The sequence below is a fragment of the Kitasatospora sp. NEAU-CNBT7 genome (assembly GCF_057220535.1).
In genome coordinates this window covers 203,188-219,445 of sequence record NZ_JBXQQB010000004.1, presented here as the reverse complement: position 1 = coordinate 219,445, position 16,258 = coordinate 203,188, and the positions used below count along the sequence as shown (strand labels likewise).

General features: G+C 77.9%; 9 protein-coding genes. 7 read left to right on the top strand and 2 right to left on the bottom strand.

The window, feature by feature from the left end; genetic code table 11:
* Positions 1 to 32: 32 nt before the first annotated feature.
* Together AC2TEW_RS07715 and AC2TEW_RS07710 are read right to left on the bottom strand one after the other, a co-directional pair.
* Positions 33 to 980, bottom strand: coding sequence for a 1-phosphofructokinase family hexose kinase (locus AC2TEW_RS07715; RefSeq protein ID WP_484622587.1), 948 nt, complete (start codon positions 978 to 980; stop codon positions 33 to 35).
* Between the two features lie 64 nt (positions 981 to 1,044).
* Positions 1,045 to 1,908: an Fpg/Nei family DNA glycosylase gene (locus AC2TEW_RS07710; protein ID WP_484622586.1), complete on the bottom strand. Its 864-nt coding sequence runs from the start codon at positions 1,906 to 1,908 to the stop codon at positions 1,045 to 1,047.
* A 123-nt stretch (positions 1,909 to 2,031) separates the two neighbouring features.
* Here AC2TEW_RS07710 and AC2TEW_RS07705 point away from each other — a divergent pair, with 123 nt between their 5' ends.
* From AC2TEW_RS07705 to AC2TEW_RS07675, 7 genes are all read left to right on the top strand, one after another.
* Positions 2,032 to 2,241 carry an EF-hand domain-containing protein gene (locus AC2TEW_RS07705; RefSeq protein ID WP_033818122.1) on the top strand — a complete coding sequence of 70 codons (210 nt, stop codon included), beginning with the start codon at positions 2,032 to 2,034 and terminating at the stop codon, positions 2,239 to 2,241.
* Positions 2,242 to 2,366: 125 nt separating this feature from the next.
* On the top strand, positions 2,367 to 3,224 hold the full coding sequence (locus AC2TEW_RS07700; RefSeq protein ID WP_484622585.1) for an EamA family transporter: 858 nt from the start codon (positions 2,367 to 2,369) through the stop codon (positions 3,222 to 3,224).
* A 285-nt stretch (positions 3,225 to 3,509) separates the two neighbouring features.
* Positions 3,510 to 4,364, top strand: a complete 855-nt coding sequence (locus AC2TEW_RS07695; RefSeq protein WP_484622584.1) for a DUF4132 domain-containing protein — start codon at positions 3,510 to 3,512, stop codon at positions 4,362 to 4,364.
* Entirely contained in the window at positions 4,361 to 9,400 is a 5,040-nt protein-coding gene (locus AC2TEW_RS07690) for a hypothetical protein (RefSeq protein WP_484622583.1), read from the top strand. The genes AC2TEW_RS07695 and AC2TEW_RS07690 overlap by 4 nt, the downstream gene beginning before the upstream one ends.
* A complete protein-coding gene (locus tag AC2TEW_RS07685) occupies positions 9,397 to 10,533 on the top strand; it encodes an ATP-binding protein (RefSeq protein ID WP_484622582.1) in 1,137 nt (378 codons plus the stop codon). Before AC2TEW_RS07690 ends, AC2TEW_RS07685 begins: the two co-directional genes overlap by 4 nt.
* A 5-nt stretch (positions 10,534 to 10,538) precedes the next feature.
* On the top strand, positions 10,539 to 14,333 hold the full coding sequence (locus AC2TEW_RS07680; RefSeq protein WP_484622581.1) for a DUF5682 family protein: 3,795 nt from the start codon (positions 10,539 to 10,541) through the stop codon (positions 14,331 to 14,333).
* Positions 14,330 to 16,198 carry a hypothetical protein gene (locus tag AC2TEW_RS07675; RefSeq protein WP_484622580.1) on the top strand — a complete coding sequence of 623 codons (1,869 nt, stop codon included), beginning with the start codon at positions 14,330 to 14,332 and terminating at the stop codon, positions 16,196 to 16,198. Before AC2TEW_RS07680 ends, AC2TEW_RS07675 begins: the two co-directional genes overlap by 4 nt.
* The last annotated feature ends 60 nt before the right edge of the window (positions 16,199 to 16,258 follow it).

Genomic DNA, 16,258 nt, shown 5'->3' with positions numbered 1-16,258 from the left:
ACCTCCGTGATCATGATGTCGGGCCCACTGTCTCAGCTCTGACGGGCCGTCGCCGGGGCGGGGGCCGGGGCGGGGGCGGCGTGCGCGGTCGCGGTGGCGCGGAAGCGGCGGTAGGCCGCGAGGTCGAACCGTCCCGCGGACGGCGCGAGGACGGTGGCGGCGGACAGTGCGACCGCGTCGGGGAGCACCGCGGGCCAGCCGGCGCCGCCGAGCAGTCCGGCGGCGATGGCGGCCACCGCGGAGTCCCCCGCGCCGGTCGGGTTGCCGGTGACGACGGTGGGCGGCGCGCACTGCCAGGCGCCGTCCTCGGAGAGCGCGTACAGCCCGCCCGGGCCGAGCGAGGCGACCACCGTACGGGCGCCGCGGGCCCGCAGCTCGGCCGCCGCGGCGGGGACGTCGGCCAGGCCGGTGGCCGCCCGCAGCTCGGCGGCGTTGGGCTTGACCACGGTCGGCCCGGCGGCCAGGGCGGCGGTCAGGGCGGAGCCGTCGGCGTCCAGGACGGTCGGTACGCCGTGCCGCCGGGCGAGGGCGACCAGGTCGGCGTAGGCGTCCTCGGGCATCCCGGGCGGCAGGCTGCCGGACAGCACCAGGACGCCGGCCGCCGACAGCCGGGTGTCCACCTCGCGCCGCAGCGCCGTCCACTCGGCGCCGGTGAGCCGGGGGCCGGGTTCGTTCAGCAGGGTGGCGTCCACCGGGTCGACCACGGCGACGGTCCGCCGGGTCGCGCCGGCGACCGGTACGGCCGTGAACGGGATCCCCGCCGCCGCCAGCCCGTCCGCGACGGCCGTGCCGGTCGGGCCGCCGAGCGGCAGCACGGTGAGCGTGGCGCGGCCGAGCGCGGTCAGCACCCGGGCGACGTTCACGCCCTTGCCGCCGGCCTGGGCGGTGACCTCCGACACCCGGTGGCTGGTGTGCGGCCGGAGTGCGGGGACGGTGTAGGTGAGGTCGAGGGCGGGGTTGGGCGTGACGATCAGGATCACGACTGCTGACTCCCCAGTGACGTTTCATGCGCGATACATGGCATTTTCGCGCACATTCAATCACCTACTTGAGCAGTCGCGACAGCCTCCGGTCGGCCAGCATCCGCCCGCCGGTCTGGCAGGTCGGGCAGTACTGCAGCGAGGAGTCCGCGAAGTTGACGGACCGCACGGTGTCCCCGCAGCGCGGGCAGCGCTCCCCGGCCCGCCCGTGCACGGCGAGGCCGGCCTTCTTCTCCGCCTTCAGCCCGTCCGCCCCCGCCACCGTCCGCGCCCGTTCCAGCGCCCCGGCCAGCACCTCCCGGATCCCCGTGTACAGCCGGCCCAGCTGCTCCTCGTCCAGCGAGGCGGCCAGTGCGTACGGCGACAGCCTGGCCGCGTGCAGGATCTCGTCCGAGTACGCGTTGCCGATGCCGGCCAGCACGGTCTGGTCGGTCAGCAGCGTCTTCAGCCGCTTGCGGACGCCGGAGGTCAGCCCGGCCAGCACCGCCACCGTGAACTCCGCGCCCAGCGGATCCACCCCCAGCCGGGCCACCCCCGGCACGGCCAGCGGATCGGTCACCACGTACGCCGCGAGCCGCTTGGTGGTGCCCTGCTCGGTCACCTCGAAGCCCGAGCCGTCGTCCAGTACCAGCCGCAGCGCCAGCGGCCCGCGCCGGGACGGTGGGCGGTCCGGGAACGACCCGCGGTGCCGGATCCAGCCCGCCCGGGCCAGGTGCAGCACCAGGTGCAGCCCGTCCGCCGTCGCCAGGTCGAGGAACTTGCCGTACCGGCCCACCCCGGTGACGGCCTGTCCGTGCAGCGCGTGGGCGGGCGGGTCGAAGGTCTTCAGCACCTGCACCGACAGGACGTCCATCCGGGTGAGGGTGCGGCCGGCGCAGTCCGCGGTCATGCGCTCGGCCAGGGCTTGGACTTCGGGCAGCTCCGGCACACCGCCAGTCTCGCCCGCCACCGGACCGGCGGCCACCGCGGCCGAGGGGGGACGTATCGGACACCCGGGGGCGGCCGGGTAGGGTACCGCCGTCACAGTGACACTCAAGTGGAGGACAGCCAGATGGACATCGACACGGCCAAGGCGGTCTTCGCCCGGTTCGACATCGACGGTGACGGACACATCTCCCCGGAGGAGTACTCCAAGGTCATGGCGGAGATGGGCGACCCCTACATCACCGTGCCCAAGGCCCAGGCGCTCATCAGCGACGCCGACACCAGCCGGGACGGCCTGCTGTCCTTCGACGAGTTCTGGGCGATCCAGGCTCGCTGACGACGCGCGGCGCGGCCCCGGCGCCCGGCAGTGGCGCCGGGGCCCGCACCGCCCCCCGACCCCCGCCTTCCCGGCCCCTTCGCCTTCCCGGCCCCTTCGCCTTTCCCTCACCCGGAAGGAGCGGCGTGCCCGCTCAGACCGTCCCGCTCGTGGTGCTCGCCTCCGCCGTCCTGCACGCCGTGTGGAACGCGCTCGCCCACGGGGTCCGGGACAAACTGGCCGGGTTCGCCCTGATGAACACCGCCTTCCTGGGCTGCGGCGCGGCACTCGCCTGCCTCACCCCCGTGCCGGACCCGGCCGCCTGGCCGTACATCGCCGCCTCCACCGCCCTCCAGGTCGGCTACCAGCTGCTGCTGCTCCAGGCCTACCGGCTGGGCGACTTCGGCCAGATGTACCCGATCGCCCGCGGCACCTCACCACTGGTGGTCGCGCTGCTCGCCGCCACCGTGCTCGGCCCGGGCCTGCCCGCGGCCAGACTCGCCGGTGTGCTCGTCATCTCGCTCGGCCTGGCCGGACTCGCCCTCGCGGGCGGCCTCCCCGGCCGTGCCCAGCTCCCCGCACTGGCCGCCGCGGTCGGCACCGGTGTGATGATCGCCGGCTACACCGTCGTCGACGGCACCGGCGTCCGCGTCTCCGGCACCCCGTCCGGGTACATCGCGTGGATGTTCCTCACCCAGGGCGCGGCGATGCTCACCGTCGCCACCGCCCTGCGCGGACGCGCCCTGGCCGGCCAGCTCCGCACCGGCTGGCGCAGCGGCTTGGCGGGCGGCCTGATGTCCCTCACCGCCTACGGCCTGGTCGTCTGGGCGCAGGCCCAGCCCGGCAGCGACCTGGCCACCGTCGCGGCCCTGCGCGAGACCAGCATCGTGATCGCCGCGATCATCGGCGCACTCGTCCTCCACGAAGGCCTCGGCCGCATCCGCCTCGCCGCCAGCGCCACCGTCCTCGCCGGCATCGCGGTCCTCGAACTCACCCACGGCTGACCCCGCCCGACGGCGCGTGGCGCGGTGTTCCTGTAGCGCTCCGCCGTCCAGTGGGTGGGGTGGGTTTTGGGCGGCGCAGGGGGCACCCCGGGGCACCCCCGGCCGGAGGCTGGGGGTGGAACTGCGCGATCCGCGAGGCGCGACCGGTGGCGCTCCGGGCGGGGTGGCCCGCCGACGGGTGCGGCGCTCGCTGCTCGCGCAGCGCTCCGCCTCCTCGGTCGATTGTCAGTGCGGGTCGTTACGTTCTGTGCCAGCCGGAGGAAACCGCAGCTGGGAGGCAGCGCCGTGGGGTGGGTTACAGCGGGCGACTACGAGATCGCCCTTGACTCCGACCGGAAGGTCGTGTGCCGCAACGCGGCCGGGCGGCAGCTGAAATCGGTGCCGGGGAAGCTCAAGGACGACCCCGCGCTGAGCCGTCTGCGGCGGCTCGCCGAGTGGCTGGAGGGCCACGAGCAGGAGTGCCTGGGCACGGTCGAGCGGTGGATGATCCGTTCGCTGCCGGTGCCCGCCGCCGTGCTCGCGGCCGTCTGGCCGGACCCCGCCTGGCAGTCGGTGCTGCGCGATCTGGTGGTCACCGACCCGCAGGACGGGACGGCCGGTTTCCTGCGCGGCGCCGACCGGGACCGCGGCGTCGGCGTGGTGGATCTGGACGGTGACACCGTCCGGCTGTCCGGCGTCGAGGTGCTGATCCCGCATCCGGCGCTGCTGGAGGACCTGGCGGACCTGCGGGAGTTCGCGGTGGAGCTCGGGGTCGCCCAGCGGGTGCAGCAACTGCACCGCGAGGTGTGGCCGCGTCCGGCCGACCTGGCCGCGAAGGCCGTCGAGTGCGACACGTACGCGGGCGCCCGGTACGGGGAGTTGCGCGAACTGGTCGGCCGCTGTGCGCGGCTGGGGTACCGGGTCCGCGGCGGGTCCGCGGTGGTGTCGGTGGTGGAGGGCGGCCGGCTGCTGGAGGCCCGGGTCTGGGTGGGGGACTACTACGAGTACGACGAGTGCGAGACGGGCCCGTTGAGCTGGGCCGGTCCGGACGGCCGTCAGGTGCCGTTGCGGGAGGTCGGGCCGGTGGCCTGGTCGGAGGGGATGCGGATGGCTGCCGCGCTGCACGCCGGCCGCACGGTCGAAGGGGAGGAGTCGGCATGAGCGCCGGGCACACCAAGGATCAGGACACCGCCCGGGACGGCGAGCGGCTGCTCGACGCGGGCGCCGTACTGCCGGTCGGGACGCTGTCCGGCGCCGGCGGCCCCGACAGCGCCGCGGACGTCCTGACGGCCCGCGGCTACCGCCATCCGGTGCTGGACGACCGCCTGGTGGTCCGGCTGGTGCCGGGGCTGCTCGGCGGCGCCGAGGACGCGGCTCTGGAGTTCCTCGGCCTGAGCGCCGACGCGCCGCCCGTCGAGGTGGGGCAGGTCCGGCGGGAGGCGCTCGGCTTCCCCGCGTGGGCCCTGGTCAACGACCCGGCCAACGGCCACCACGCGCTCGCCGTGGTCAAGGAGATGGAGCGGCCGACCCGGCAGGTGGCCGCCAAGCCGAAGGCCGCCAAGGAGGGTTTCGAGGAGCTGGCCGACCGCCTCGGGCGGGCCGTGCCGCACTTCCTGCCGACGTACTGCGAGCAGGTCGCCCGGATCTTCCTGGCCCAGGGCAACCAGGCGTCCGCCGGGACGTGGTTCGGCCGCGCCCGCGAGGCGGAACGCACCTTCGGCCTGGAGATCGACGAGGAGCGGCTGCGCGCGGTCTTCCTGGAGTTCGCGCTGGCCGGCGCGCTGACCGTGAAGGCTCTGCGCCAGTACGTCAAGGACTTGGCGGCCCGGCTCGGCGGTCCGACGGCGTGGCAGCGCTTCCGCCGGCTGTGCGCCGAGCGGTCCGCCGCCGGGATGGCACCGTACGCGGGCCTGGCCGAGGACGCCCGCACGCTGATCAGGGCGGCCGGGCTGGACCAGGCGCAGGAGGAGCAGGCGCTGCTCGCCGAGCTGATCGCCTCGCCGGCGATCGGCCGCGCGCCGGGCGCGTTCTGGAAGGCCTCCCGGTCCGCGCTGACCGGGCTGGCCCGGCGCGAGGAGACCGTCCGGCTGCGGCTGCTGGAGATCCTGCCCGCCGCCGCCGACCACGCGTTCGACGAGGTCTGGCTGCACCTGCTGGCCGAGAGCGGCGCCGAGGAACTGCTGACGGACCCGCAGGTGCGGCTCGACGAGCCGGCCGCCCGCTGGCTCGAGCGCTGGACCGCCCATCTCAACCGCGGCTGGCAGACCCGCGAGGCCTCCCTGCCGACGCTGGAGCTGGCCGCCCGGATGGCCGAACGGCTGCGCGCGGAGGGCGAGCCCGTCGCCGTGTACGGCACCGGGCACTCCCACGCCACCCAGCTCAGCCTGCTCGACCTGCTGCTCGCCGGGCAGGTCCCGGTCGCCGACCCGCCCGCCCGGCTCGACCTGTCGCTGGCGGGCTGGCTGGCGCACGGCGTGGCCGGCCGCCGGGACCTGGCGGCGGTCGCCGCCGACGGGCGGTACCGCCCGCTGCTCAAGGCGGCCGTCCCCGGCGCCTGGAGCGGCCCGGGGGCGAACGGTCTGCCGGTGCTGCGCGAGCTGTTCGCCGAGTGGGCCGACGACCGCGCCGCCGAGCTGCACGCGGCCACCGGCCTGGCCGGCGCGGACGAGCTGCTGCGCCTGCTCGGCACCGTCCGCGGCGGCGTCCGCGAGGTCAACCCGGCGGCCGCCGAACGGATCGCGGCCCTGGACGTCCCCGCCCTGCTGGCCCGCACCCTGCGCGCCGGCATCCTGGACGAGCTCGGCTGGCCCGCCCTGGAGGAGGCGCTCGGCCGTCTGGGCTACGACGCGCCGCCGCCGGGCAGCACCCTCGGCACGGTCCGCCGGGACGGTCTGCAGGTCGACGAGGCCTGGCCGGCGCTGATCCTGCACCGCGGCCGCAAGGCCGTCGTGGTCGGCCCCGAGGGCGTCCTGCTGGAGCACGACCTGCGGGTGCCGAAGGCCACCGGCCACTGGGGTCAGCCCCGGTTGCGGTTCGTCGACGGTGAGCTGCTGGTGATCTGGTACGAGGACGGCGAGCAGCACGCCTACTGGTCCGGCAGCCCCGAACGGGTGTTCCGGCTGACCGGCGCCTGGGCGGTCGGCTACCAGCCGTTCCACCACGACCCGCCCGCCTCGATCCCGCTGCCCGGCGGCGGCCGGGCCACCGGCGGCCGCGTCCTGCACCCGGGCGACACCGAACTGCCCGGCAGCCAGCAGGTGCTGGGCGACGGCACCGGCCACTGGGTGCGGTCCACCGCCGGCGGGTACGCGCTCGTGGAGTACGACCCGGCCACCGGTCACCACGGGCGGGCCGGCACCCCGCCGCGGCTGGCCGGCGGCGAGGGCGCGCTCGACCACGAGCACTCCCGGCTGCTGCCGCTGCTCCCCGGCCTGGCCGGCAGCCCGCTCGGCACCGACGGCGCCGTGCTCGGCGGCTGGATCCGCACCCACGGCGGCCGGGTGACGGCGTACGGCCCCGACGGCCGGACCGCCGTGCTGCCCGTCGACGGCGACCGCCGGCCGCTCGGCCGGATCGAGCTGCCCGGTGGCGCGGCACTGACCCTCGCCCGCCGCGACCACGGCCTGGTCCTGCTGCCGGGCGAGGGCACCGGAGCCCGCGCCGAGGTGCTCGCCGCACTCACCCCCCTGCAGAACCCGGGCACGGACGCGGCCGGTACCCCGCTGGTGCTCCCGGTCGACCACTGGCACGTCCTGCGCCCGCGCGACGCGGAGGGCTCCGCGCTGCTGCGTGCGCTGACCGACGGTCAGGCGGCCGAGCTGTTCGACGCGGCCTGGCCGGTCGACGGTCCCGAGGACACCCCGCCCGCCCAGGCCGAGCACCTGACGGTCCGCGGCGTGCGGCGACGGGTGGCCGGGCAGCGGGCCCGCGCCGCCGTCCCGGTCGGGGCGGTCGCCGCGGTCCTGCCCGCGCTGGCCCATCCGCTGCTGGCCGCCGGGGTCGCCGGCCAGGCCAAGGCGGCCGTCGAACTCGCCGTCCGCGCCGTCCGTTTCGCCCCGCGCCCGTCCTCCGCCGAGGAGGGCGGCCGGGCCGCCGCCCCGGTACCCGCCCACCGGCCGCAGCACGGGAGCGACGCACAGCTGCGCGCGGCCGTCGGCGGCGTCCTCGGCACCTACTCCGACCTGGGCTCCGACCGCGGCGGGAGCACCGAACCGCGCTGGCGCGTGCTGAACGGCCTGCGCGCCGTCACCACGCTGCTCACCGCCGGCCCGCCGGCCGACTCGTCCGCCTGGCGGGACGGCTGGACCAGGGACGACCGGGCGCTGAGCCTGCCCGGCGGCCCCGAGTACCAGGGCTGGCTCCACCTGCTCGGCCGGACCACGCAGTTCGCGGTCGGCGCGGCCACCGCCGCCACCGGGGACGCCGAGCGGGCCACCCTGGCCCTGCTGCTGGACGAGCTGGCCGGCGGCTGGCTCGCCGACCGCGGCCCCGAACTGCGGGTGGTGCGGCTGGTCGAGAAGCTCCCGCCGAAGGGCAACGACCTCACCCGGCTCCGGGTCGGCCAGGTGCTCCGCAACGGCGGGCGCACCGTCCTGATCGTCGGCGGCCAGCACCACCAGCAGTCCGCGGACGAGCGGCACTGGCGGGCCCTCGACCACGACCCGTCCGGTGAGTTCACCGCCGTCGCCGACCTCGGCCTGGCCGGGGACCAGCGGGTGGTGGACGAGCTGTCCGGCGCGTGGGTGGCGGCCTTCACGGCGCTGCTGCGCGAGCGCGGGCCGATCACCTGGGACCACACCCTCGCCGAGCGGTTCGACGCCGCCACCGGGGTCGGCCGCTCCCGCGCGGCCCTGATCGTCGGCGCCCCCGGCGGCCTGCTCGGCTGGTCCTGGGACGAGCAGGCCACCGCCGACGGCCTGGCCCTGCTCGGGCTCACCCCTGCACAGGCCCGGCTCGCCGGTCCCTGGGTCCGCGAGCTCCACCGGCCGCTGCTGGAGTCGATCCGCGCCGCGCTGCTGCCCGCCGACCCCGCCGACCTGTGGAGCACCGGCCCGGCCGTCGGCCCGGCCGCCGAGCAGTGGCTGGCCCGGCGCGGCCGGCTCACCACCCTCTCCGAGGAGGCGCAGGCCGCGCTCACGACCGTGCCCGTCAAGGCGGTCGAAGCGGTGCTCAACTGGTCCACCACCCCGTGGATCGCCCGCACCACCGGCCAGCGGATCCGGACCGTCGACGGCGTCCCGGTGCTGGTCGCCGAGCAGCCGCGGGTGCTGCCCGGCGGCCGGCGGCTCGCCGAATCCGTCGACGCGCTGCACCGGCTCGCCCACCACCTGCCGTACGGCGACCCGCTGCGCCCGCTGCTGCCCCGGGCCCTGGCCGCGCTGCGGCAGCGGCTGGCCGACCCCGGCCTGCTGCTGTCGGTGGACGCCGCCCCCCGGGTGTGGAACCGGACGCTCGCCGCCCAGCTGAGGGAGGCGGCCGGGCTGCCCGAGCACGGCGGGGCAGGCCCCGACGGCCTGGTCGCGGTCGGCGAGGCACTGGTGCTGGCCCCCGACGCCCGCGGCGAGCTGCCGTACCTGCGGACCGCCGCGCTGACCGGCCCGGACGACCCGCAACTCGCCCTCCTGGAAGGCCTGTCCGCCGGCCACTTCACCGACCAGGTCCTGCCCGCGCTGCGGGCCCTGCTCGGCGACGCGATCGAGCGGCTGGTCACCGACGGCTGCGCCGCCGACGAGCCGCCGGGCCACCCGCAGGACCCGCAGCGCAGCGCCCCCGCGCTGGTCGCGCAGGCGACGCAGGCGTACGGCCTCGGTGACGACGCCGCCGCGCTCTACCTGCAGATCCTCGCCCTGCCCGACCCGACCGACCGCAACACCGCCCGCTGGACCGGCTGGAAGCCGGCCCGGCTGAAGCGGGCCCGGGCCGAACTGGCCGCCACCGACCTGGTCCTTCAGGCCAAGCGGGCCAGGGCCGGGCGGACCCTGTTCCTGCCCGGCGGCTGGCAGGAGTCCAAGGCGCCCGGCCTGCCCGTGGAGACCTGGAAGGCCGGCCTCTACCCGATCACGGCCGGCCGGCCGGTCGTCCCGCCGCTGCCCGCCCCCGAGCTGTTCGCCCGGGCCTGGCAGCGGATCGCCGACGGCGACCGCCCCGGCTACGAGCAGCTGCGCACCACCACCACCCGTTCGAAGGGACCCCGATGACCAGCACCAGCCTCCCGGACCGTCAGGTCGTCCCGCCCGAGCAGCGGTACGCCGCCGAGCTGGAGTTCCTCGCCGGGTACGACGACGGCCCGCGCCCGCCCGGCTGGCGGCTCACCCCGCGGGCCGTGGTCACCTTCGTGCTCGGCAGCGACGGCGAGAAGCTCAAGCAGGGCCGGCGCGGCCTGCTGATCGAGCCGAAGTTCGTCGGCGACCGCGCGCTGGTCGAACGCTGCGTGGTGACCCTCGCGGGCGAGCGCGGCCTGCTGCTGGTCGGCGAGCCGGGCACCGCCAAGTCGATGCTCTCCGAGCTGCTGGCCGCCGCCGTGTGCGGCAGCAGCGCGCTCACCGTCCAGGGCACCGCGGGCACCACCGAGGACCAGCTCAAGTACGGCTGGAACTACGCCCTGCTGCTGGCCAAGGGCCCCAGCCGGGAGGCCCTGGTGCCGTCGCCGGTGCTGACCGCGATGACCACCGGCGCGGTCGCCCGGGTCGAGGAGGTCACCCGCTGCCTGCCCGAGGTGCAGGACGCGCTGGTCTCGCTGCTGTCCGAGCGGCGGATCGCGGTGCCCGAACTGGCCGGCAGCGCCGACGCCCAGCTGCACGCGGCGCCGGGCTTCACCCTGATCGCCACCGCCAACCTGCGGGACAAGGGCGTCTCCGAGATGTCCGCGGCGCTCAAGCGGCGCTTCAACTTCGAGACGGTCGGCCCGATCGGCGACCTCGCCGCCGAGATCGAGCTGGTCCGCCGCCAGTCCACGGCCGCCGTGGCCCGGGCCGGAGCGGCCTACGGCGTCGACGACACCGTGCTGGAGGCCCTGGTCACCGCCTTCCGCGACCTGCGCACCGGACGCTCGGTCGAGGGCTGGGACGTGGAGCGGCCGTCCACCGTGATGAGCACCGCCGAGGCGGTCTCGGTGGCCACCTCGCTCGGCGTCTCGGCGGCCTACCTGGACGCCGGCGGCGACCCGCTCGGCGGCCTGCCCGGCCAGCTGATCGGCGTGGTCCGCAAGGACGACCCGGGCGACGCGGCCCGGCTGCTCGGCTACTGGGACGGTCCGGTGCGCCGCCGCGCCGAGCAGGGCGCCGCGACCTGGCGCACCCTGTGGGACCTGCGCCCGGTACTGGAGGGCTGACCGCGGTGACCACCGACGTCCGCCCGCGGGTGGTGGCCGAGGCCGACCGCCTCGCCGCCGCCGGCCTGGGCGCCCCGGGGCCGTACCTGGTCGGGGTGCGCCACCACGCGCCCTCGATCGCCGCCGTGCTGCCCGACCTGCTCGACGCGGCCCGGCCCGAGGTGCTGCTGGTCGAGCTGCCCGCCGAGTTCCAACCCTGGCTCGGCCTGCTGGCGGACGAGCGGACCTGCGCCCCGGTCGCCCTGGCCGCCGCCGGGCCCGAACCGGACGGCACCGGCCCGGCGTTCTACCCGTTCGCCGACTTCTCGCCCGAGCTGGCCGCACTGCGCTGGGCCCGCACCCACGGCGTCCCCGCCGTCGCCTGCGACCTGCCGCTGGCCGAACGGGCCGAGCACCGCCGGGCCGCCGGCCCCGAGGCGCCGGGCCTCGCCGACGCGCTGCGCACGCGGCTCACCGGCCGCCCCGGCGAGGACCTGTGGGACCGCCTGGTCGAGGCGCCCGCCCCCGGCAGCACACCGGAGGCGGTGCGCCGCGCCGCGCTGCTGGTCGGCTGGGCGCTGCGGGCGGACGCCGAACGGTCCGGCGGCGTCGACCCGGTCGACCTGCGCCGGGAGGAGTGGATGCGCGAGCGGATCCGGCAGGCCGGCGCCGACGGCCGGCGGGTCGCCGCCGTGGTCGGCGCCTTCCACGCCCCCGCACTGCTGCAGCCCGGGCCCGCGCCCGGGCCGGGCCACCGGCCCGGGCCGGCCGGTGACGGCCACCTCACCCACAGCGGGCCGGAGGCCGGGCGGACGCGCGCGGCGGACGAGCCGGGTGCCGGGTCGCCGGACCCCGGCGCGCGGGCGGACGCCGGGGTCCACGGCGAGCCCCCGGCGGGACGGCCGGAGCTCGCGCCGGCCGGGCCCTCGCACCCCGCCCTGTCGGGCTCCGGCCGGGCGGCGCCCACCGCCCCGACGAGCGCAGTGGCACCCGGTGCGCAGCCGCCCGCCGCGCCGGCGCCCGGGGAAGCACCCGGGGTGGCGCCCGGCACCCACGTGGTCTCGCTGATCCCCTACACCTACCCGCTGCTGGACTCCCGTTCCGGCTACCCGGCGGGCATCCGCGACCCCGAGTGGCAGCACTCCGTGCTCGGCGCCGGCGGCGACCCGGACCGCCTCGCGGAGGCCGTGATCGGCACGGCCGTACGGATCTGCGAGCGCCTGCGCGCCGAGGGCCACCCGGCCGGTCCGGCGGACGCCCGGGAGATCGTCCGGCTGGCCGGCGACCTCGCGAGGCTGCGCGGACTGCCCGCGCCCGGCCGCGGCGAACTCGCCGAAGCCGTCCGGACGGTGCTGGCCCAGGGCGAGCCGCTCGGCCGCGGCCGAGCGGTGGCGCGCGCCCTGGAGCGGGTCCTGGTCGGCACCCGCACCGGCCGGCCGACCCCCGCCGCCCCGCGCGGCGGACTCGGCCCGGCCGTCGAGGCCCAGCTCGCCGAACTCGGCCTGCCCGGGCCCGCGGACAGCGCCGACGCGGCCCCGCGCGACCTGCGGCTCGACCCGCTGCGCAGCCCGCTGGACGCCCGCCGCGCCCTGTTGCTGCGCCGCCTCGAGGTCTGCGGCGTCCCGTACGGGGAGCGCGTCGCCACCGGCGGGGCGGGCGGCACCGAGGCGCTCGGCAGCCGGTGGCGGGTGCGCTGGACCCCGGCGGTCCAGGCCATGCTGGCGGTCGCCGGGAGCCGGGGGGTGACGGCCGCCCAGGCCGCCGAGGGCACGCTCGGGGAGCGGCTGCGCCGTGAGCGGGAGGCGGACGGGCCGACCGCCCGTCAGGTGATCGACGGTCTCGCCGACGCGGCGGGCTGCGGGCTGGCCGCGCTCACCGCGGTGCGGCTGGAGCAGCTGGCCGAGGTGCTGCCCGCCACCGGCAGCCTGCCCGAACTGCTGGCCGGCCTGGCCCTGGTGGACCAGCTGGCGGCCGGTCACTTCCCGTCCGAGGGCAGCGGCCCGGCGCACCCGGATGCCGCCGCGCCGACCGCGGTGCTGCTCACCACGGCCGCGGTCGGCCGGCTCGACGGCCTGGCCGGCTCCGACGACCCGGCGGACGCCCACGCGCTGCTGGAGTTCGCCCGCCGGGCCCACGGCCAGGGCGGTCTGCGGCTGGGCCACACCCTGCGGCAGCTGGCCGACCAGGGTTCGCCGCTGGTCCGGGGCGCCGCGGGGGCCGTTCTGGTGCTGCTGGGCGAGCGGTCCGCCGGTGAACTCGGCGGCCGGGTCGCCTCCTGGGTGGACGGCGCCACCGACGCCGACCGCCGGCACACGCTGGTCCGCGCGCTCACCGGTCTGCTGACCGCGGCCGAGGGGCTGCTCGACAGCGCGCCCGACGCCCTCGCCCCGCTGCTTGAGCGGGTGGCCGCGCTGCCCGACACCGCTTTCCTGGACCGCCTGCCGGCCCTGCGCGGCGGATTCGACGCGCTGAGCCCGGCCGCCCGGGACCGGCTGCTGACGCTGGTCGAGGAGCAGCTCGGCGAGCACGTCGACACCCTCCCCGCCGACCGGCCGCCCGCCGTGCTCGGTGCCTGGGCCAGGGCCGACCTGGCTGCCCGGCAGGCACTGGCCGCCAAGGGACTGCTGCCCGCCGCCGGCACCACCGACCTTGGGGCGGCCGGCCCCCGGGTGCAGGCGCCGGTGCCGGACGGCGTTCCCGCCGGGCCCTCGCACCGGCTGGCCGCCGCCGACCGCTGGCGGCTGCTGCTCGGCCGCCCCGGCAGCCGCCGGCCGTCGGGCCCGGCCGGCCGGCTCGCCACCGCGCTGGACGAGCTGTACGGTCACGGCCGCGGCGAGGGTGCCGGGCTCGACCTCGCACCGGGCGGCCGTGGCGGCCGCGAGGCCCCGTACCCGGGGGTGCGGGAGTGGTCCGAGGAGCTGGCCGCGCTGTTCGGCCCCGGCATCCGCGAGGAGGTCCTGGCGGCGGCCGCCGCGCACGGGCGCTCCGACGTCCTGGCGAGCCTCGACCCGGCGGGCGTCCGGCCCTCCGTGGACCTGCTGCGGACCGTGCTGGACCACGCCGGTGGCCTGCCCGAGTCCAAGGTGGCGGCCCTGCGGCCGCTGGTGCGGCGGCTGGTGGAGGAGCTGACCCGGGAGCTGGCGCAGACCTTGCGTCCGGCCCTGACCGGGCTCACCGTCCCGCGGCCGAGCCGCCGTCCCGGTGGCGCGCTCGACCTCGACCGGACGATCCGCGCCAATCTGGCGACCGCCCGCCCCGGCCCGGACGGCACCACCCTGGTGGTGCCGGAGCGGCCGGTGTTCCGCAGCCGGGCGGCCAGGTCCGCCGACTGGCGCCTGATCCTGGTGGTGGACGTCTCCGGCTCGATGGAGCCCTCGACCATCTGGGCCGCCATGACGGCCGCGATCCTGGCGGGCGTCCCGTCCCTGACGACGCACTTCGTGGCCTTCTCCACCGAGGTGGCCGACCTCAGCGGCCGGGTGGCGGACCCGCTCGGGCTGCTGCTGGAGGTCCGGGTCGGCGGTGGCACGCACATCGCGGCCGGGCTGGCGTACGCGCGGGAGCTGGTCACGGTGCCGTCCCGCACGCTGATCGCGGTGATCAGCGACTTCGAGGAGGGCTACCCGGTCGGCGGACTGCTCGCGCAGACCCGGGCGCTGGTCGGCGAGGGCTGCCACCTGCTCGGCTGCGCGGCCCTGGACGACACCGGCCGGGCCCGGTACTCCAAGGCGGTGGCCGGGCAGCTGGTCGCCGCCGGGATGCCGGTGGCCGCGCTGAGCCCGTTGGAACTGGCCCGCTGGGTGGGGGAGAAGATCGGATGACCGGGACCGGAACGATGACCGGAGGCGGCACCCTGCCCGCCGTACGGCCCGAGGTGGCCGCCGAGGTGGTGGGCGGTCTGACGCCCAGGCTGCGCAAGCGGCTGGACGGGGCGGTCGCCAAGCTGGGCGGCCTGGCGGCCGTCCGGGACGGGGACGACTGGCGGATCAGGGTCGACGAGGAGAGCGAGCTGGTCCTGCACGCACCCGGAGGCGTGGTCGCCTCGGCGGCCGATGTCCGCTGCGGCTGTCTGCTGGCGCCGGGCTGCCTGCACCGGGCCGCCGCCGTCAGCGCGGCCGACCTCGCGCAGCCCGGTGACCCGGAGCCGCCGGGTGAGCAGGGTGACCCGGAGCAGCCGGACCAGCCGGACCAGCCGGAGCCGCCAGGGGAGCCGGGGGAGCCGGGGGACCCCGCCGCGCCCGCTCCCCCCGCCGCGCCCGCGCCGCTGAGCGTGCGTGAGGCAGACGCGGTGCGGCAGCTGCGGGCGGCCGCCGCCGAGGTGCTCGCCGCCGGGATCGGCGGCGCGGGCGGTGTTCTGCAGGCCGAGGTGCTGCGGGCGGCGCACCAGGCGCGGCTGCTCGGCCTGCACCGGCCGGCCGCGCTCGCCGTCGCGCTGGCCACCCGGCTGCGGGCCGCCCGGGCCCGGCAGGCCGAGCACCGGCTCGCCGACCTGGCGGCGGTCCTGCGGGAGCTGCTGGAGGTCACCACGGCGCTGCTCGGCCCGGCGCCCGCCGCCGGGTTGCGCGGTACGGCCCGGCAGACCTACCGGGAAGGCGGCGGGCTGCGCCTGTACGGGCTGTTCGCCGAGCCGGTGCTGACCGCGACCCACGCGGGCGTGGTGGCCTGGGCGGTGGACCCGGCCGGGCGGCTCAGCACCGTCTCCGACGTCACCCCGCACTCCGGTGCCGACGCCGCCGCCGAGGCCGCGCTGACGGCCGGGTCGCGTCCGGTGCGGCTGGGGGACGCTTCGCTGAGCCACCGTGAGTTCTCCCGGGCGGGGCTGGTGGTCCAGTCGGCGACCCGGACGGAGTCGGGCCGGCTGGGGGCCGGGGCGAAGGTGCGGGCCGTCCGGGCGGCCGGTGCCGGCTGGCACGAGCAGCCGTCGGCGGCGCTCTGGTCCGAGCCGGCGGCGTCCCAGGCCCGCCGGGCGCTGGCGGCCGGCCGGCTGCCCGAGGAGGACCGGCCGGCCGGTGCGGACCTGCTGTTCCTGGACGTCACGGTGGTCGGGCCCGGCCCGGTGCCCGGTGAGGTCCTGGCCGACTGCGCCGGTCTGACGCTGGCCCTCTCGCCGGCCGCCGCGCACCCGGCGCTGCCGTGCCGCGACAACCAGGCCCTGCTGGCCTCGGTGCCGGGACTGCGGCTGCGGGTGATCGGCCGGCTGGAGCGGGCGGCCCACCCGAGGCTGCGGCTGCTGGCGGCCGGTCAGGTGCCGGGCCCGGCGGGTCTGCGGCTGCCGGACGCCCGGGCGGGCCGGATCGGCCTCGGTCTGGAACGGCTCCAGCAGGCCGACCTGCCGTCCGCCCCGGAGCCGGTGGAATCGGCGCCGCCGCCGTCCGCCGGTGCCGTCCCGGAGCCCCCGGTGGAGGTGCTGACCCGGCGTCTGGAGCAGGCCGTCACGGCCGGCCGCCGCGCGCTCGCCCCCGGCCCGGCCGCGCCGGAGGCGGACCGGCTGCGCGCGGCGGGCCTCGGTACCGCCGCCGACCTGCTGGCGGCCCTGTACGCGGCGGCCGCCGACCGCGAACGCGACGTCTTCGGCCGGCTCCGGGAGGGTGACCCGCTGGCGTTCGCGCTGGCCTGGCTCGCCGCGTCCTGCTACCGGGAGGAGCTGGCCACCGCCCTGTGCGCGGACGCCTGGCGGACCGCCTGATCGGCCCTGACCGGCCCCGACCCGCGCCCGACCGGCCCGGTCGCACCCCTGGTCGGCCGC